This window comes from Micrococcus sp. KRD070 (assembly GCF_017168435.1).
Lineage (GTDB): Bacteria > Actinomycetota > Actinomycetes > Actinomycetales > Micrococcaceae > Micrococcus > Micrococcus luteus.
The window spans coordinates 45,680-64,492 of sequence record NZ_JABFNH010000024.1 but is presented as its reverse complement, the minus strand read 5'-3'; the positions used below and the strand labels follow the sequence as shown (position 1 = coordinate 64,492).

Below are 18,813 nucleotides of genomic sequence, written 5' to 3'. Positions count from 1 at the left end.
GTTAGCGTGAGTCATGAGTGGGTCTCTTCTGGCAGGTGGGTTGTTGAGGAACTTCCATCCTGCGGGAGAGGCCCACTCGTCTCATCTCAGCCGGCGCCTCGTGGCAAGAACCTCATGACCCACAACACCTAGCCAGGCCTTCGACCGCCGACGCCGTGGCGCCTCGTCTCCGCTGGACGCGGGGACGGGGTCCGCCGAGATGCTCGGCCTGATCGCGACCGCGGCGTACCAACGGGAGGGCGGCCCTGGGGCGGGCCTGAGGCCACGCTGCCCGGAACCCGGCGACGCCTGGTCCTGGCCACGATGGCGCGCGCGTGCCTACCGTACTCCGGCCCGTCCTCGGTCCCGGGGCCCGGACGGGCGCACCCCGTCCCCCACGAAAGGTCCATGCGTGCAGCACCCCGTCGCCCTCAGATCCCTGAAGATCGCCCTCGCCTTCGTCGGTCTGCTCGTCGGCGCCGGCTTCGCCACCGGCGCCGAAGTCATCCAGTACTTCGTCGGCTTCGGCTGGATCGGCATCGTGGGCGCGGGACTGGCCGGCCTGCTCGTCACCGCCGGCGGCGCCGTCATCCTCCAGCTGGGCAGCGTGTTCCTCGCGGCCGACCACAAGGTCGTCTTCCGCAGCGTCTCGCACCCCGTGATGGCCCGGATCCTGGACGTCGTGGTGACGGTGACGCTCTTCGCGATCGGCGTCGTCATGCTCGCCGGGGCAGGCTCGACGCTCGCCCAGCAGTTCGGCTGGCCGACGTGGGCGGGCTCCACCCTGATGACCCTGCTCGTGCTCGTGACGGGCATGCTGGACGTGGAGAAGGTCTCCGCGATCATCTCCCTGATCACGCCCCTGGTGGTCGTCGCGGTCGTGGCCGGGTTCGTCCACGTCCTGGTCACCCGCGACGGCGGCTTCACCGCCCACGAGTCCCTCGCCGTCCAGGCCACCACGCCGGTGGACCCGTGGTGGCTGTCCTCGGTCAACTACTTCGGCCTCGTCGTCGTGATGGCCGTGTCCATGTGCCTCGTGATCGGCGGGTCCATCACCCACCCCCGGGAGGCGTTCCTCGGCGGCCTCACCGGTGGCCTGATGTACACCGCCCTGCTCCTGATGGCCTCCACGCTGCTCTACCTCGGCTACGCCGAGATCGGCCGCGCCGACGTCCCCATGCTGCGGCTGTTCGCCTCGATCGCGCCCTGGCTGGGCTGGGCGATGGTCGTGGTGATCTACCTGATGATCTTCAACACCGCGATCGGCATGTTCTACGCGCTGGGACGCCGCCTCACGGCCGACCGCCCGGGCCGCTACCGGCCCGTGTTCGCCGGCGTCACGCTGCTGGCCTTCGCGGTGAGCTTCGTCGGCTTCGGCGACCTGATGAACGTCGTCTACCCGGCGCTGGGCCACCTGGGGATCGTGCTCGCGCTCGTGCTCCTCGTCTGGTGGCTCACCCACCGCCGGCAGATCTCCGCCGAGTCGGGGCTGCGTCTGCGCCTGCTCGCGCTGCTCCGCCTGCGTGAGCATCCGGAGAAGACCTTCACGGCCCAGCACGCCGTGCAGCTGCAGGAGGCGGTCGGGGACTCCGTGGCGGCCCCAGGCGCGGTGACGGAGGCCCTCGAGGACGAGGTCGCCCAGGTGCTGGAGGAGGACGACGCGGTCACCCCCGACGAGGTGCATCCCGGTCCCGACGCCGGGCCCGAGCGTCCGGCAGGCGGCAGCCACTCCGCCTGAACGCGCCTGCCCGGCCGGGCACGGCGTCTCGGAGCGGCCCTGCGGCCGGGCCGGGGCGCCGTCGCCGTAGGATGGGGTGGCCGGCCGTGCCGCCGGCCCCGTCCGCGCCGCCCGAGGGCCGGCGCTCCATCCCGACTGCGTGAGGACTCGAACCGCCGTGAGCCAGACCCCCGACAGCGCCGTGCCGGCCACCCCCAGCATCCCCGCCGACGCGGAGTACTCGTTCCGTGACGTGGAGGCCCGCTGGGCCGGGTACTGGGAGCAGGCCGGGACGTTCGCCCCGCGCGAGGACGGCTCCGAGACCCGCACCGTGGTCGACATGTTCCCGTACCCGTCGGGCGACCTGCACATGGGGCACGCCGAGGCGTTCGCGATGGGCGACGTCGTCGCGCGCCACTGGATGCAGCGCGGCTTCGACGTGCTGCATCCCATCGGCTGGGACTCCTTCGGCCTGCCGGCCGAGAACGCCGCCATCAAGCGCGACGCCCACCCGGCCGAGTGGACCTACGCGAACATCGAGACGCAGAAGCGCTCCTTCCAGCGGTACGGCATCGCCGTGGACTGGTCCCGTGAGCTGCACACCTCGGACCCCGAGTACTACCGGTGGACCCAGTGGCTGTTCCAGCAGCTGTACCGCAGGGGCCTGGCGTACCGGAAGGACTCCCCGGTCAACTGGTGCCCCCAGGACCAGACGGTGCTCGCCAACGAGCAGGTCGTGGACGGCCGCTGCGAGCGCTGCGGCACCGAGGTCACCAAGCGGACCCTGAACCAGTGGTACTTCCGCATCACCGAGTACGCGGACGCGCTGCTGGACGACATGGACCAGCTCACCGGCCACTGGCCCGAGCGCGTGCTCGCCATGCAGCGCAACTGGATCGGCCGCTCCGAGGGCGCCCACGTCGACTTCCAGGTCGAGGACGGCCCCGTCGTCACGGTCTTCACCACCCGGCCGGACACGCTGCACGGCGCGACCTTCATGGTGGTCGCCGCCGACGCCCCGCTGGCCGCCGAGCTCGCCGGCGATGACGTGCGGGCCGAACTCGAGGCGTACCGGGAGGACCTGAAGAAGGTCTCGGACATCGACCGCCAGGCCACGGACCGCCCGAAGAGCGGCGTGTTCCTGGGCCGCCACGCCGTGAACCCGCTGACCGGTGAGCGTCTGCCGATCTGGGCCTCGGACTACGTGCTGGCCGACTACGGCACGGGCGCCATCATGGCCGTGCCGGCCCACGACCAGCGCGACCTCGACTTCGCCCGCGCCATGGGCCTGCCCGTGCGCACCGTGCTGGACACCGGCGAGGAGGACCCGGCGGTCTCCGGCGTCGCGACGACCGGCGAGGGCATCCTGGTGAACTCCGGGGAGCTCGACGGCCTGGACAAGACCGCGGCCATCGCGCGGGCCATCGAGATCGTGCAGGAGCGCGGCACCGGCCGGGGCACCACCACGTACCGGCTGCGCGACTGGCTGCTCTCCCGTCAGCGCTTCTGGGGCACCCCGATCCCCGTGGTCCACTGCCCGGACTGCGGCGAGGTGCTCGTGCCGGAGGACCAGCTGCCGGTCACCCTGCCGACCGACCTCAAGGGCGAGCAGCTCGCCCCCAAGGGCCAGTCGCCCCTGGCCGCGGCGACGTCGTGGGTCGAGGTGGACTGCCCGCAGTGCGGCGGCCCCGCGCGACGGGACACCGACACCATGGACACGTTCGTGGACTCGTCCTGGTACATGCTCCGCTACGCGTCCCCGAACGACGACGCCCGCGTCTTCGACCCCGAGGCCCTGCGCCGCTGGCTGCCCGTGGACCAGTACGTGGGCGGCGTGGAGCACGCGATCCTGCACCTGCTGTATGCCCGCTTCTTCACCAAGGCCCTGCACGACCTCGGCCTGGTGCCCTTCACCGAGCCGTTCCGCGCCCTGCTCAACCAGGGCCAGGTGCTCAACGGCGGCAAGGCCATGTCCAAGTCGCTGGGCAACGGCGTGGACCTGGGCGACCAGCTGGACGAGTTCGGCGTCGACGCCGTGCGCCTGACCATGGTGTTCGCCTCGCCGCCCGAGGACGACGTGGACTGGGCCGACGTCGCCCCGGGGGCCGCCGGCAAGTTCCTGGCCCGCGCGTGGCGCCTGGCCCGCGACGTCCGCGCGACGGGCGCCCCGGCCGGCACGGACCCGGCGGACGGGGCCGTGACCCTGCGCCGGGTGACGCACCGGACCGTGCACGAGGCCCAGCAGCTGCTGGACGACGGCAAGTTCAACGTGGTCGTCGCCAAGACGATGGAGCTGGTCAACGCGGCCCGCAAGGAGATCGACGCGGGCGCCGGCGCGGCCGACCCCGCCGTCCGCGAGGCCGCCGAGGCCGTGGCCGTGCTGATCTCCCTCGTGGCGCCGTACACGGCCGAGGACATGTGGGTCCTCCTGGGCCACGAGCCCTCCGTGGTCCGCGCCGGCTGGCCCGCGGTGGACGAGGCGCTGCTGGTCGAGGACACCGTCACGGCCGTCGTCCAGGTCAAGGGCAAGGTCCGCGACACCCTCGAGGTGCCCGCGGACATCACCGCCGAGGACCTCGAGGCGCGCGCCCGCGCGTCGCAGAAGGTGCGGAACTTCATCGGGGACGCCGAGATCGTCAAGGTGATCGTGCGCGAGCCCAAGCTCGTGAACCTGGTGATCCGCTGACCGCGTGAGACCGGCCCCGACCGGGCCGGGGGAGAGGAGGCAGGCCGTGGCGAGCATCGAGCAGTGGCGCGACGACGCGCTCGCCCGCCTGCGCTCCCGCCGCTCCCAGCTGGCCGGGCGGGCACGCTACGGGCTGCGCCCGCCCCGCCGGGACCGCACGGCCGTCGTCACGGACTCGGCCGCGGCCCTGCCCGGCGCCGTCCTCGGACACGGTCTGGCCGCCGGGATCCGCCAGGTGGCGCTGCCCGTCATGGTGGGCGAGCAGATCCACACGGAGGGCACGGACGAGCTCGCGCTGGAGCTGCCGCTGGCCCTGGCCGCCGGCACCCCGGTGCGCACCTCACGGCCCTCGCCGGGCGCGTTCCGGACGGCCTACGCCGAGCTGGCCCGCGCCGGCTACGCACGCATCCTCTCCGTCCACCTGTCCGGCGAGCTCTCCGGCACCGTGGAGGCCGCACGCCTGGCCGCCGCGGACGCCGAGCGCCCGGTGACCGTGGTGGACTCGCGCACCGTGGGCTTCGCGCTGGGCATGGCCGTGGTGGACGCCGCCGTGGACGCGGGGGTGGGCATGCCCGTGGCCCGCATCCGCGAGCGGCTCGAGGCCACCGTGGACTCCAGCCACGTGCTGTTCACGGTGCCCAGCCTCGAGCAGCTGCGCCGGGGCGGGCGGATCAGCGGGCTGGCCTCGCTGCTGGGCACGCTGCTGCAGGTGCGCCCCGTCATGGCCGTCGACGACGGCGCGATCGGCCTGGTCGACCGCCCGCGCTCCGCGGCCCGGGCCGTCGACCGGCTCGTGGAGCTCGCGACCGAGCGGGCCGGCGGGGACCCGGTGCGGATCGCCGTGCACGCGTACGGCGACCCCGAGACGGCCGTGCAGCTCGCGGAGCGGCTCCAGCCGATCTCCACCACCCCCGTGCCCGTCGTCGAGCTGCCCGCCGTGCTCGCCGCGCACCTGGGCCTGGGCGCCCTGGGTGTGGTGATCTGCCCGCTGGAATCGCCCACGGGGGGCTCGGGGGACTGAGGCCGCCCGTGCGGGAGCGCTGAGGAGACGGGCGCGTCCGTTCCTGCACACCGCCCTGGAGCGCGATGGTGATCCCCAAGCCGGGTGCGGGACGCGCCCGGCTCAGACGCGGGGACGCAGACTGCCCGCATGAGCCCCAGCCACCGCCTCTGCGACGATCCGCCCGCCTTCGCCCCGGACCCCGCGCCCTCGGCCGTCCCCGACGTCGACACGGCCAGCCCGCACGCCGCGTCCCGGTGGGAGCGCACCCCGCCCCGGGGCCCGGTGCTGCGGTGGCGGCCGGCCCTGCTGGCGGTCACGGTGCTGCTCGTCGCCGCCGCGGCCTGGTGGGCGGTGGCCTGGTTGACCACCCCGGCGCCGCCTTCGGCGATCCCGGCGGCCGCGGCCGGTGCGGGCATCCCGCAGACCGACGCTCCCTCCACCGCCCCGTCGGCGGCGGGCACCGACGCGCGGACGCCGGAGGCGGGGCCGTCGGGGGAGGCGTCCGGCCCCGCCGGGTCCACCCCGCTGCGGGTGCACGTGGTGGGCGAGGTCGCCCGGCCGGGTGTGGTCAGCCTCGCGCCGGGCTCCCGGGTGGCCGACGCCGTGCGCGCCGCCGGCGGCACGACCCGGCACGCCCGGGCGGAGCGCATCAACCTCGCGGCCCCGCTGGACGACGGCCAACAGGTCCTCGTCCCCTCCGCCCACACGCCGCAGGACGCCCTGGACCGGGTGGCCGGGGCCGCGCAGGCGCAGCCCACGCCGACCACGGGCAGGGCCGGTGCCGGAGGCGAGCCGGGCGGCGCCGAGTCCGGCGACACCGTGGACCTGAACACCGCCGACGCCACGGAGCTGCAGACCCTGCCCGGCGTCGGCCCCGCCACGGCGGAGAAGATCATCGCCCACCGCGAGACGGTCGGCCCGTTCACCGGCCTGCCGGACCTGGACGCGGTGCCCGGCATCGGCCCGGCCACGCTCGACCGGCTGCGTGACCACGTCTCGTGGTGAGCCCGGCCCCGGGTCCGTCCAGCGATCCCATGGACCGCCGCGCCCGCCACCGCGAGGTGCCCGGCCCGCTCGAGGCCCGGTGGGTGCCCGCCCTGCTCGCCTGCCTGACCCTCGGGATCCTCGGCGTCGCCTGGGACGCCCCGGCCCGCTCGGCGGCGGCCCTCACCGGGTTGGCCGTCGCCGCGGCCGCCGTCCTGGGGGCCGCCCGCTCGACCGGTCGGATACGGGGCGTGGCCACCGCGACGGCGCTGGCCGGCGTAGCCGCGGCCCTGATGCTGCAGCACTCGGCCGGGCCCGCCGCCGCGGCCAGCGCCAGCGGTTGGACCGGCGCGGTGCACGCCGGCTCACCGCTGCGGCTCGAGCTGACCCTGGACGGGCCCGCCACCCGGAGCGAGGCGACCTTCGGCCCGCGCTGGAGCGTGCCCGTGCGGGTCGAGACGTTCGGTCATCCGCCGCGGGCCCCCGAGGCGGCCGTGACGGCCCGACTCACGGGCGGGGGCGCACCGCCCGCGACGATCGCCGCGCCGTCGGACGGAACGGCGGCCCCCGGCGGCGGGCCGGGATCGCGGGTGTGCGTCGTGGCCCGGCCGTCGAGGTCCGGCTCCACCGTGTTCCTGGCCGCCGCGGCCGCCCCGCAGCCGGGACCCTGCCCCGGCGGGGTGGAGACGGCGGGCGGGGCCACCGACGGCGGCCCGGGCCCGCCTCGGCGGGAGGCGCTGCGCGCCGCATTCCGTCAGTCCGCGGAGCGCACGGTCGGCGCGGCGCCGGAGCTCATCCCGGGGCTGGTGCTGGGCGACCGCTCCGCCCAGGGGGCCGCCCTCGACGACGCCATGAAGGCCTCGGGCCTGTCGCACCTGTCTGCCGTGTCCGGGGCCAACGTGGCCATGATCCTCGGCGCGGTCGCGATCACCCTGCGCTGCGCGCGGGTGCACCGGGCGGTGGTCCTCAGCGCCGGGCTGGCGGTCCTCGGGGTGTTCGTGGTCGTGGTGGGGCCGGAGCCGTCCGTGCTCCGGGCGGCCGTGATGGGCGCCCTCGGCGCCCTCGCGGTGTTCTTCGGCCGCGCGCGGCAGGCGTTCGGACTCCTGACGGTGGGCGGCACGGCCCTGCTCGTCGCGGTGCCGGCCCTCGCCGTGGAACCGGCCTTCCACCTCTCCCTGGCCGCGACCGCGGGCATCGTCCTGGGCGGCGCGCCCCTCGACCGTGCGCTGCACGCCGGGCTCGGCCGGGTGCTGCCCGACGTCGTGGCGCGGTGGCTCTCGGCGTCGCTCGCGGTGACCGTGGCCGCCCACCTGGCCTGCCAGCCGATCATCCTGGCCATGACCGGTGAGGTGTCGGCCTACGCGGTGCCGGCCAATCTGCTGGCCGCCCCGGCCGTGCCGCCCGTGACCGTCCTGGGCACCCTCGCCGCGGCCCTCGCCCTGCCCGCGCCGGGGATCGCCGCCGCCCTCGTCGCCGTGATCCAGTGGCCCGCGGCCTGGATCGGGTGGGTCGCCCACACCAGCGCCTCCCTGCCCGGGGCGCTGCGTCCGTGGCCGGCCGGAGCCCTCGGCGCCGGGCTGGGCGTCCTGCTGGTTGCCGCGACGCTCCTCGGATTCGCCGCCGTGCTCCTGCTCGAACGCCGCCGGGCCGCCCCGGTGCGGCGTGTCGGCCGCAGCGCGCCGCGGACCCGCGAGCGCCTCCCCGCCCTGGTCGTGCTCGCCGCCGCGCTGGCCGCGGCCACCACGGGTGCGGTCGGGGCGGTCCTCGTGCCGCGGGCCTCGGGCGCGGCCCCGCCGGACTGGGCGGTGGCGTTCTGCGACGTCGGCCAGGGGGACATGGCCGTGTTCCGGTCCGGCCCGCGCGCGGGGGTCGTCGTCGACGTCGGGCCCGAGCCGGGGCTCGCTCGTCGCTGCCTCGACGACCTCGACGTCGACCGGGTGGACGCCGTGCTGCTCACCCACCTGCACGCCGACCACGCCGGGGGGCTGGCCGGCGTGGTCGACCGCGCCTCCCCCGGGGCGGTGCACTACGCGACCCGGGACGCACCGGGGCAGGGCAGGGGGCAGGGCCGTGCCGCCCACCGTCAGGAGTCCGAACGCCTGCCGCGCGCGGCCGAAGAACACCGCGAGGGCGCCGAGGGCGCCCATCACGGCCGCCCGGAGCACGGACGGCTCCGGCCCCACCACGACGGCGCGCCCGAGATCACGGCTCACACCGTCCGCCCGCCCTCGAGCGTCCGCACCGGACCCTAGGATGGGACGCATGTCCGCCGCCCGCAGCCCCCGTTCCGGCCGAGCCGGCCGCACCGACCCGCTGGCCTGGCGGCGAGCCGAGCCCGCCCCGCTCATGCTCCTCAAGGGACCCGAGGACCATGCCGCCCGGTGGGTGACGGACCGCGTGACCCAGGCTCTGCGCGAGCGTCACGGTCAGCTGGAGATCCACCGGCTCCGCGCGGGGGAGTACCAGCCCGGCCAGCTGGCCACCGCGGCCAGCCCGTCCCTCTTCGCCGAGCCCACCCTCATCACGGTCGAGGGCCTCGAGGCCATGAACGATGCGTTCCTCGAGGACGCCCTGCGCCTCGTCCAGCAGGGCCCCGGCGCGGACGACGTCACGCTCGTGCTGCGTCACACCGGCGGCACCCGCGGCAAGAAGCTGCTGGATGCCGTCGCGAAGGACGGCACGGTGGTCGAATGCGTGCCGCTGAAGAAGGACGAGGAGCGGCTGGCCTTCGTGCAGGCCGAGTTCCGCGACCGGCGTCGACGCATCGACGAGGAGGCGGCCCGCGCGCTCATCCGCGCCACCGGCGCCTCGCTCACGGAGCTCGCGGCCGCGTGTGCCCAGCTCGTCGACGACACCGAGGGCGTCGTCACCGTCGAGACCGTGGACACCTACTACAGCGGCCGCGTGGAGGCCACGAGCTTCGCGGTGGCCGACGCGGCGCTCGAGGGGCAGGCGGCGAGGGCCGTGTCCCTCGTGCGGCACGCGATGGCCACCGGCGTGCACCCGGTGATGATCACCGCGGCGCTCGCGCTCAAGGCGCGGCAGGTGGCACGGATGATCGACGCCCGCCGGCCCGCCGCCGAGCTGCCGTCCCTGCTCGGAGTGGCCCCGTTCCAGGTGCGCTACATCCAGCAGGCGGCGCGGCACTGGACGGCGGCCGGCATCGCGCAGGCCGTGGAGTGGATCGCCCAGGCCGACGCCGAGGCCAAGGGCGCCTCCCGCAACCCGGAGTTCGCCGTCGAGCGCGCGGTCATCCGCGTGGCCACCGCCGTCAGCCGCTGACGGCGCCGCCGGACGGCACGCGACGGGGGCAGCCCGGACACGACGCGGCCCCCGCACCGATCGCTCGGGGCGGGGGCCGCGGTCACAGCCGGGGGGCGTGGATCAGCCGAGGAGGGCCTTCACGCGGGCGGCGATGCCGGACTTGCGGTTCGCGGCCTGGTTCTTGTGGATGACGCCCTTCGAAGCGGCCTTGTCCAGCTTGCGGGAGGCGGTGCGCAGCGCGGCGGCGGCGGCCTCGGCCTCGCCGGCGGCGACGGCCTTGTCCACGGCGCGGATGGCGGTCTTCAGCTCGGACTTCACCGCGACGTTGCGCTGGCGCGCCTTCTCGTTGGTGAGGATGCGCTTCTTCTGGGACTTGATGTTAGCCAAATCGGGTCCTTCGTCGTCGGCGGCGCGGACGAGGGTCCGGGCGCCGCATGAACAGGGGGTCGTGGAGGGTGCCCGGATCCGTGGACTGAGCGGCGTGGGGAACACCGATGATGACCCGTTCCGGGGGTGCCCGTCGACCGGCGGACACAATGCGGACGATCCTACCACCCAGACCCCGCGATCCGCGCGGCCGACTCAGCGCCCCCGCCTCCGGGCGCGGGCCAGCGCGGCCGTGACCCGGTCGAAGGCCGCCCGGTCCAGGACGCCGCCCTCCCGGCGCACCGCGGCCGGATCCACGCGGACCACCCGGTCCAGCTTCACCTCCGAGGCGCGGCCGGACCGGTCCCAGGCGCCTGCGCCCACGTCCACGTAGTCCTCGTCGCGGGTCAGCGCGTTGTTCCGGTCCCGGCTGGTCAGCATGAGCCCGAGCAGGAGCGCCCCGTCCCGGCCGATCAGGAGCACGGGGCGGTCCTTGCCCCGGCCGTCCATCTCCTCGTACGGCACCCAGGTCCACACGACCTCGCCCGGCCCGGCCGTCGGCCCGGGCGCGGGCGCGTATTCGACGCGGACGGTCCCGGTGAAGTCCGGCAGGGACACGTGGCGGTCGGTGTCCTGTCGCCGGGGCCGGCGCTCCTGCCCGGGCCCGGGCATCGGCCACGAGTCGGTGGGCTCCGTGGGGTCCCACGCGGGCCCGGGAGGCCCGGGCGGGCCCGGGAGGCCCGGGCGGGCCCGGGAAGGGCGACGGGCCGCTCCGTTCGCCGGCCCGTCGACCGGCCTCAGAGGCGGCTCGACGCGGCCGGGCGTCGTCGCGGAGGGCGCCGATCAGGCGTGCCGTCCGGCGGCCGAGGGACAGGGCGCGATGCAGGTCGAAGGCCATGGGCGTGAATCTAGTGGACGCGCGGGCCCGGCGTCCGGGTCGGGTCGGCGGCGGGACATGAGAGACTAGGCGGTCAGAGTCCCGTCCCCGTCACCCGTAGAGGAAGTGCCCGTGTCGCCCCTGGCGTCGAACCCCCCGGTGCCCGCTGCCACCGACCCCTCGGTGATCCGCAACTTCTGCATCATCGCCCACATCGACCACGGCAAGTCCACGCTGGCGGACCGCATGCTGCAGGCCACCGGCGTCGTGCAGCCCCGCGACATGAAGGCCCAGTACCTGGACCGCATGGACATCGAGCGTGAGCGCGGCATCACCATCAAGTCCCAGGCCGTGCGCATGCCCTGGTCCGTGGACGGGGTGGACTACGCCCTGAACATGATCGACACCCCCGGGCACGTGGACTTCACCTATGAGGTCTCCCGCTCGCTGGCCGCGTGCGAGGGCGCGATCCTGCTGGTGGACGCCGCCCAGGGCATCGAGGCCCAGACCCTGGCGAACCTCTACCTCGCCATGGAGCACGAGCTGGAGATCATCCCCGTGCTCAACAAGATCGACCTGCCCGCCGCGGATCCGGACCGCTACGCGGCCGAGCTGGCCTCCCTGATCGGCTGCGAGCCCGAGGACGTGCTGCGCGTCTCCGGCAAGACGGGCGTCGGCGTCGAGGAGCTGCTGGACCGCGTGGTCCGCGCCATCCCCGGCCCGGAGGGGGACGCGGACGCCCCGGCCCGCGCGATGATCTTCGACTCCGTGTACGACACCTACCGGGGCGTCGTCACGTACGTGCGCGTCGTGGACGGCCGGCTCTCCCCACGGGAGAAGGTCCGCATGATGTCCACGGGCACGACCTACGAGCTCCTCGAGATCGGCGTCTCCTCCCCGGAGCCCGTGCCCACCAAGGGCCTGGCCGCGGGCGAGGTGGGCTACCTCATCACCGGCGTGAAGGACGTGCGTCAGTCCAAGGTGGGCGACACGGTCACCAACCACGCCCACCCGGCGGAGCAGTCCCTGGGTGGCTATGAGGACCCCAAGCCCATGGTGTTCTCGGGTCTGTACCCCATCGACGGCTCGGACTATCCCGTGCTGCGTGACGCCCTGGACAAGCTCAAGCTCAACGACGCCGCGCTCGTCTACGAGCCGGAGACCTCGGTCGCGCTGGGCTTCGGCTTCCGCGTCGGCTTCCTCGGTCTGCTGCATCTGGAGATCGTGCGCGAGCGCCTCGAGCGCGAGTTCGACCTCGACCTCATCTCCACCGCGCCCAACGTGGTCTACGAGGTCACCCGGGAGGACCGTGAGGTCGTCACCGTGACCAACCCCTCCGAGTTCCCCGAGGGCAAGATCCTCGAGGTGCGCGAGCCCATGGCCTCGGCCACGATCATCGTGCCGGCGGAGTTCATCGGCGCCGTCATGGAGCTGTGCCAGGCCAAGCGCGGCAACCTCAAGGGCATGGACTACCTCTCCGAGGAACGCGTGGAGATCCGCTACTGGATCCCGCTGGCCGAGATCGTGTTCGACTTTTTCGACCAGCTCAAGTCCCGCACCAAGGGGTACGCCTCGCTGGACTGGAAGGCCGACGGCGACCAGGTCGCCGACCTCGTCAAGGTGGACATCCTGCTCCAGGGCGAACAGGTGGACGCGTTCTCCTCGATCACCCACAGGGACAACGCCTACGCGTACGGCGTGATGATGACGGGCAAGCTCAAGGAGCTGATCCCGCGCCAGCAGTACGAGGTGCCGATCCAGGCCGCCATCGGCTCGCGCATCATCGCCCGCGAGAACATCCGCGCGATCCGCAAGGACGTGCTCTCCAAGTGCTACGGCGGCGACATCTCCCGCAAGCGCAAGCTGCTCGAGAAGCAGAAGGAGGGCAAGAAGCGCATGAAGATGGTCGGCCGGGTGGAGGTCCCGCAGGAGGCCTTCATCGCCGCCCTGTCCTCGGACGGCGCCGGCGCCGACCAGGCGGCGAAGAAGTAAGTGCCCGCCCTGCCCCTCGGCGAGCCCGTCCCCGACGACGGCCGGCTGCCGGCTGACGTCGGGCAGCGGGTGCGCGCGGCCGCCCGCGACGGCGCGGCGCGCACCTTCAGCCTGTACGTCCACGTGCCGTTCTGCACGGTGCGCTGCGGCTACTGCGACTTCAACACGTACACGGCCGTCGACCTCGGCCCCGGCGCGGGTCGCGGCGACTACTGGGAGTCGGCGGTCGCGGAGCTGGACTTCGCCGCGGACGTGCTCGCGTCCTCGGACGTGCCCGCCCGCCCGCTGCACACGGTGTTCTTCGGCGGCGGCACGCCCACGCTCCTGCCGGCCGCGGACCTCGTGCGCATCCTCCAGGCGGCGGTGGACCGGTTCGGGATCGCGCCCGGCGCGGAGGTGACCACCGAGGCCAACCCGGACACGATCACCCCGGAGTACGCCCGCCAGCTCGCGGCCGGCGGCTTCACCCGCCTCTCCCTGGGCATGCAGTCCGCGGTGCCGCACGTGCTCGCCACGCTCGAGCGCACCCATCGGCCCGAGTCCGTCCCCGCCGCCGTCGCCGCGGCCCGCGAGGCCGGCCTGGAGGTGTCCCTGGACCTGATCTACGGGACCGCGGGGGAGTCCCTCGCCGACTGGCGGGCCACGCTCGAGGCCGCCGTCGCCCTGGCCCCGGACCACGTGAGCGCGTATTCGCTGATCGTGGAGGAGGGCACCAAGCTCGGGGCCCAGGTGGCCCGCGGCGAGGTGGCGGACGTGGACCCCGACGACCAGGCGGACAAGTACCTGCTCGCCGAGGAGCTGCTCGGCACCGCCGGCTACCGCTGGTACGAGGTGTCCAACTGGGCTCGGGACCCGCAGGGCTCCGGGGTCCACCGTGCGCGGCACAACGTGGCGTACTGGGAGGACCAGGACTGGTGGGGGATCGGCCCGGGCGCGCACTCGCACCTCGCCGGGGTCCGGTTCTGGAACGCCAAGCACCCCGCCGCCTACGCGCAGCGGCTGGCCACAGGGGTCACCCCCGCCGTGGGCCGCGAGCGGCCCGACGCCGACGCGCGGCGCCTCGAGCGCATCATGCTCGCGGTGCGCACGGTGGACGGGCTCCCGACCGCGGAGCTCGTCTCGGAGACGCCGGGGGAGGCCGCGCGGATCCGCGGGGCGATCGCCGAACTCATCGCCGCGGGCCTGCTGGACGGGCGCGCCGCCGTCGACGGCCGCATCGTCCCCACGCTCGAGGGGCGGCTGCGCAACGACGCGATCGTCCGGGCGCTGGCCGGCTTCTGACCGGCCGGCCCCGGGTCAGCGCAGGATGCGCAGGTTGAACGGGTACCGGAACGGACGGCCCTTGGACACGTGCGAGGCGCCCATCACGCCGTAGACCGCCATGGCGGCCCACGTGAGCGCGCCGAGGATCGCGAAGATCGGGCCGACCACCGGCAGCAGGGACAGGAAGAAGAACAGGAGCGTGATGAGCGTGGGCGGCCCGGAGAAGTTCAGGGCCTCGCGCGACTCCTGCGAGGTGAACGGGCCGCGGTCGCGGTAGAGCAGCCACACGACCAGCGGGCCGAGCACGCCGAACGCCAGACTGAGGTGGGCCAGCGCCGCGCGGTCACGGTCCTGCTTCGCCGTGAGCGGGGCGCCGCGGCCGCCGGCCGAGACGAGCCAGGCGGGCGGGCCGTGGCCGGTGCGGCCGGCGTCGGGCTGCGCGCGGGTGTTCACGAGGGGCTCCTCCTGGATTGCGAGACCCGCGCGCCGGGGACCGGGCGCAGGGCATGGGCCAGCATAGCGCGGGCGGGCGGGGGCCGCGCCGAGATCAGTGCTCGGGTGCGGCGGTGAGGAAGTCGATGAGCTCCTCCACGCGGCCCAGCAGGGACGGCTCGAGGTCCGCGTACGTGGTGACGTGGGAGAGCAGCCGCTTCCACCCCAGCCCCGTGGCCTCCTTGCTCCCGTGCGGCCAGCCCAGTCCCCGCAGGATCCCCGTCTTCCAGTCCTGCCCCTTCGGCACGACGGGCCACGCGGGGATGCCGAGGACGGAGGGCTTGATGACCTGCCAGACGTCCACGTAGGGGTGACCGAGGATGAGCACGTTGCCCGCGGCCCCCGGCACGCGCATGGCCTCGGCCGCGAGGCGCTCCTCCTTGGACCCGGTGACGAGGTGGTCCACGAGGATCCCGAGCCGGCGCCGCGGACCGGGGGCGAACGCACGGATCGCCCCGGCGAGGTCGTCCACGCCGTGCAGGGGCTCCACGACGATGCCCTCGAGGCGCAGGTCCTCGCCCCACACCTTCTCCACCAGCTCGGCGTCGTGCACGCCCTCCACCCAGATGCGAGAGGCGCGAGCGGTGCGGGCCCGCGCCCCCTCGACCCGTCGCGAGCCGGAGGCGGTGCGGGCCGGCGCCGCCGGGGCCGCGGCGGTCGGGGGGACCAGGGTCACGGGCTCGCCGTCGATCCAGAAGCCGCCGCCGAGGGGGAAGCCGCGGCGCACGCCGCGACGGTCCTCCAGGACCACCACGTGCACGCCGCCGGAGCGCTCGATGCCGATCACGGCCCCGGTGAACCCGGAGGCCACGTCCTCGACCACCGTGCCGGGGGTGGCGGGCACATCGGGGACGGTCCGGGCGCATCGGGGACGGTCCGGGCGGGGCGGCGCGTCAGGTCGTCGTGGCCCGCGGGGCCCCAGCTGCTCCAGTCCATGGGAGAGCACGGTAGCAACGGGGGCGGGCGATCACCGTGAGCGAAGCCGTGCGGGCCGGTCGGGTCGTCCCCCGGGTCGGACGGTAGCATTGGCACTTGACCCGCCGGAGTGCCAGCCAGGGGCACCTCCGGGGTCGCCCCGGATCCCGACGGACCAGAGGAGGACCGAGATGTCGGAGCAGCCCCGCCGCCTGCAGGTGCTCCAGGCGATCGTGGAGGACTACGTGGCGCTGCGCGAGCCCGTGGGCTCCAAGGCGCTCGTGGAACGGCACGCCCTGGGCGTGTCCTCCGCGACCGTGCGCAACGACATGGCTGCGCTCGAGGAGGAGGGCCTCATCGTGGCCCCGCACACCTCCGCCGGGCGCGTCCCCACGGACAAGGGCTACCGCGTGTTCGTCGACCGCCTCTCCGAGGTGAAGCCGCTGTCCCCGGCCGAGCGCCGGGCCGTGCGGACCCTGCTGGATCCGGAGACGGACACCGAGCACATGATGGAGTCCACGGTGCGCCTCCTGGCCCAGCTGACCCAGCAGGTCGCCGTCGCGCAGTTCCCCCACGAGGACGGCTCCACGATCCGCCACCTCGAACTGGTCTCCCTCGCGCCCACGCGCGTGCTCGTGGTCCTCATCCTGTCCACGGGGCGGGTGGACCAGCGGCACGCCGTGCTGGACCGTCCGGTCGAGGAGGCGGAGCTGTCCGTGCTCCGCGGCCTCCTGCTGGACGCCCTGCTGGGGCTCGGTCCGGTGCAGGCGGCTACCGTGGTGGACGACGTCGTCACCCGGGTCCGCCCGGAGCACCGGCAGTCCGCCGCCCTCGTGGCCGCGGCCGTCCACGACCTGCTCGAGGCCGGCCGGCAGGACCGCATCGTCCTGGCCGGCACCGCCAACCTGGCCCGCTCCCCGGGGGACTTCGGCGCGTCCATCGGGCCGATCCTGGAGGCGCTCGAGGAGCAGGTGGTGCTGCTGCGCCTGCTCACGGAGATGGAGCAGGACGCCCACGGGGTGTCCGTGCGGATCGGCTCCGAGAACGCCGGATCGCTCGCGGACACCTCGGTGGTCGCGGCCGCCTACGGCCCCGGCGCCGTGGCGAAGGTCGGTGTCATCGGCCCGACCCGGATGGACTATCCGGGCACCATGGCCGCCGTCCGGGCGATCGCCCGCTATCTCTCCCGCATCCTGACCACCTGACGCGCCTCCGCGCGTCCTGGCGGGCCCCGTCCCGCATCGCCCCACGTCCCGCTCTCCCCGAGAGGAATCCCCACCGTGACCGACCACTACGAGACGCTCGGCGTCAGCCGTGACGCCAGCACCGAGGAGATCCGCCGCGCCTACCGCAAGCTCGCGCGCACCCACCACCCGGACGTCAACCCCGACCCGGAGGCGGCCGAGCAGTTCAAGCGCATCTCCCACGCCTACGAGGTGCTCTCGGACGAGGGCCGGCGCCGGGCCTACGACACGACGGGCAACGAGAACGGCCAGGCCGGCTTCCCGGGCGGCTTCGGCGGGACGGGCGGCTTCGGGGGCTTCGCCGACATCTTCGAGACCTTCATGAACGCCGCCGGCCAGGGCGGCCGCGGCGGCCCCGCCAGCCGCGCCCGCCGCGGCCAGGACGCCCTGGTGACCGCGCGGATCGACCTGCGCGACGCCGTCTTCGGCGGCGAGCAGACGATCGAGCTGGACACGGCCGTGCGCTGCGATCGGTGCGAGGGCTCGTGCTGCGAGCCCGGCACCCAGCCGGAGACCTGCCAGACCTGCCACGGCCACGGCATGATCCAGCGCCCCGTGCGGTCGCTGCTGGGCACCGTCATGGCCACCGAGGCCTGCCCCGCCTGCCAGGGGTTCGGCACCGTCATCCCGACGCCCTGCCACGAGTGCGACGGGCAGGGCCGCGTCCGCACCCGGACGCCGCTGACCCTGCGCATCCCCGCGGGCGTGGACGACGGCACCCGCATCCACCTCGCCGGCCGCGGCGAGGCCGGCCCGGGCGGCGGCCCGAACGGGGACCTCTACGTGGAGATCGCGGTCCGCCCGGACGAGACCTTCCGCCGCGAGGGCGACCACCTGGCCACCACCGTGACCGTCCCCATGGCCGCCGCGGCCCTGGGCACCACCGTCACGCTGGACACCCTGGACGGCAAGCAGTCCGTCAGCCTGGACCCGGGCGTGCAGTCCGGCCACGTCGAGGTCCTCCACGGCCTGGGCGTCGGCCGCCTGCGCGGGCAGGGCCGTGGCGACCTCAAGGTGGACGTGGTGGTCACCACGCCCACCGACCTGGACGACGAGCAGCGCCAGCTCCTGGAGCGCCTGGCCGAGGTGCGCGGCGAGGAGGTCGTGCACGGCGCACCCCAGGCCAAGGGCATGTTCGCCCGGCTGCGGGAGAACCTGAGGAACCTGTGACCGCCCCCCTGTTCCACCTCGAGCCGGGCGCCCTGGCCGGCGCGAGCGCGGGCGCGGAGGTCGTCTTCGGCGGCCCCGAGGCCCGGCACGCCGCCGCGGCCATGCGCCTGGCCCCCGGGGAGGCCGTGCTCCTGGCCGACGGGTCGGGCACGCTCGGCCACGGCACCGTGCTCGCGGCCGCCCCGGACGCGGTGACCGTGCGGCTGGACACGGTGGCGGAGGAGCCGGCGCCCACCCCGGCGCTCGTGCTCGTCCAGGCCCTCGCCAAGGGCGACCGGGATCTCATGGCGGTCCAGGCCGCCGTCGAGCTCGGCGTGGACGCCGTGGTGCCCTGGGAGGCCGAGCGCTCGATCGTCCGCTGGAAGGGTCCCAAGGCCGCCAAGGCCCGCCAGAAGTGGGCGGACACGGCCCGCGCGGCCGCCAAGCAGGCGCGTCGCGCCCGGGTGCCCGCGGTCCGGGACCACGTCTCCGGGACGGCGGTCGCCGGGCTGGTCCGGGACGACGACGGCGGCCGGCTCGTCCTCGTGCTGCACGAGGACGCGGAGCACGGGGTGTCCGCGGTGCCCGCGGAGCGACTCTCCGCGGCCGCCGAGATCGCCGTCGTCGTGGGCCCCGAGGGCGGGATCGGCCCGGCCGAGCTCGAGGCCTGCGTGGCCGCGGGGGCCGTGCCGGTGCGGCTCGGCCCGCACGTGCTGCGCGCCTCCACGGCCGGCCCCGCCGCCCTCGCCGTGCTCCAGCACCGGCTCGGCCGCTGGTGAGCCCCGGCAGGACGACGCGCCGACGCCTAGACTGGACGGGACGTCCCGCCCCCACGACCCCGAGGTGATCCGCCCCATCGTGACCTGTCTCTTATACACCTCT

General features: G+C 74.9%; 14 protein-coding genes and 1 pseudogene. 11 read left to right on the top strand and 4 right to left on the bottom strand.

All coding sequences use genetic code 11. The features are described from left to right. Positions 1-391 precede the first annotated feature (391 nt). The 6 genes from J1M38_RS09985 to holA all read left to right on the top strand — a co-directional run bounded on the left by J1M38_RS09985 (position 392) and on the right by holA (position 9,651). The gene (locus tag J1M38_RS09985) at positions 392-1,717 is read left to right on the top strand and encodes a membrane protein (protein ID WP_044659806.1); all 1,326 of its coding nucleotides are present in this window, start codon (positions 392-394) and stop codon (positions 1,715-1,717) included. A 157-nt stretch (positions 1,718-1,874) separates the two neighbouring features. Then, positions 1,875-4,382, top strand: coding sequence for a leucine--tRNA ligase (leuS, locus tag J1M38_RS09980; protein WP_134377194.1), 2,508 nt, complete (start codon positions 1,875-1,877; stop codon positions 4,380-4,382). A gap of 46 nt (positions 4,383-4,428) precedes the next feature. Next, on the top strand, positions 4,429-5,403 hold the full coding sequence (locus tag J1M38_RS09975; protein ID WP_134377193.1) for a DegV family protein: 975 nt from the start codon (positions 4,429-4,431) through the stop codon (positions 5,401-5,403). Between the two features lie 129 nt (positions 5,404-5,532). After that, complete coding sequence (locus J1M38_RS09970) at positions 5,533-6,390, top strand: ComEA family DNA-binding protein (RefSeq protein WP_134377192.1); 858 nt, start codon at positions 5,533-5,535, stop codon at positions 6,388-6,390. Between the two features lie 29 nt (positions 6,391-6,419). Next, entirely contained in the window at positions 6,420-8,621 is a 2,202-nt protein-coding gene (locus J1M38_RS09965) for a ComEC/Rec2 family competence protein (protein ID WP_206501235.1), read from the top strand. Between the two features lie 10 nt (positions 8,622-8,631). Further along, positions 8,632-9,651, top strand: a complete 1,020-nt coding sequence (holA, locus tag J1M38_RS09960; RefSeq protein ID WP_134377190.1) for a DNA polymerase III subunit delta — start codon at positions 8,632-8,634, stop codon at positions 9,649-9,651. Between the two features lie 102 nt (positions 9,652-9,753). Here holA and rpsT read toward each other — a convergent pair whose 3' ends face one another. Together rpsT and J1M38_RS09950 are read right to left on the bottom strand one after the other, a co-directional pair. Continuing rightward, positions 9,754-10,020, bottom strand: coding sequence for a 30S ribosomal protein S20 (gene rpsT / locus J1M38_RS09955; protein WP_002854699.1), 267 nt, complete (start codon positions 10,018-10,020; stop codon positions 9,754-9,756). 195 nt (positions 10,021-10,215) lie between these two features. After that, positions 10,216-10,897, bottom strand: a pseudogene (locus J1M38_RS09950) (type II toxin-antitoxin system PemK/MazF family toxin). A gap of 111 nt (positions 10,898-11,008) precedes the next feature. Here J1M38_RS09950 and lepA point away from each other — a divergent pair. After that, entirely contained in the window at positions 11,009-12,868 is a 1,860-nt protein-coding gene (lepA, locus tag J1M38_RS09945) for a translation elongation factor 4 (protein ID WP_010078615.1), read from the top strand. Next, complete coding sequence (hemW, locus tag J1M38_RS09940) at positions 12,869-14,149, top strand: radical SAM family heme chaperone HemW (protein ID WP_134377188.1); 1,281 nt, start codon at positions 12,869-12,871, stop codon at positions 14,147-14,149. It abuts the gene before it with no gap. 15 nt (positions 14,150-14,164) lie between these two features. Here hemW and J1M38_RS12095 read toward each other — a convergent pair whose 3' ends face one another. After that, the gene (locus J1M38_RS12095) at positions 14,165-14,584 is read right to left on the bottom strand and encodes a DUF4870 domain-containing protein (protein WP_002854682.1); all 420 of its coding nucleotides are present in this window, start codon (positions 14,582-14,584) and stop codon (positions 14,165-14,167) included. Between the two features lie 94 nt (positions 14,585-14,678). Then, positions 14,679-15,467 carry a DUF3097 family protein gene (locus J1M38_RS09930; RefSeq protein ID WP_342345131.1) on the bottom strand — a complete coding sequence of 263 codons (789 nt, stop codon included), beginning with the start codon at positions 15,465-15,467 and terminating at the stop codon, positions 14,679-14,681. Positions 15,468-15,729: 262 nt separating this feature from the next. Here J1M38_RS09930 and hrcA point away from each other — a divergent pair, with 262 nt between their 5' ends. The 3 genes from hrcA (at position 15,730) to J1M38_RS09915 (ending at position 18,710) form a co-directional block, all read left to right on the top strand. Beyond that, complete coding sequence (gene hrcA / locus J1M38_RS09925; RefSeq protein WP_036380886.1) at positions 15,730-16,743, top strand: heat-inducible transcriptional repressor HrcA; 1,014 nt, start codon at positions 15,730-15,732, stop codon at positions 16,741-16,743. A gap of 75 nt (positions 16,744-16,818) precedes the next feature. Beyond that, complete coding sequence (gene dnaJ / locus J1M38_RS09920) at positions 16,819-17,952, top strand: molecular chaperone DnaJ (RefSeq protein ID WP_134377186.1); 1,134 nt, start codon at positions 16,819-16,821, stop codon at positions 17,950-17,952. After that, a complete protein-coding gene (locus J1M38_RS09915; RefSeq protein ID WP_101962541.1) occupies positions 17,949-18,710 on the top strand; it encodes a 16S rRNA (uracil(1498)-N(3))-methyltransferase in 762 nt (253 codons plus the stop codon). Before dnaJ ends, J1M38_RS09915 begins: the two co-directional genes overlap by 4 nt. The last annotated feature ends 103 nt before the right edge of the window (positions 18,711-18,813 follow it).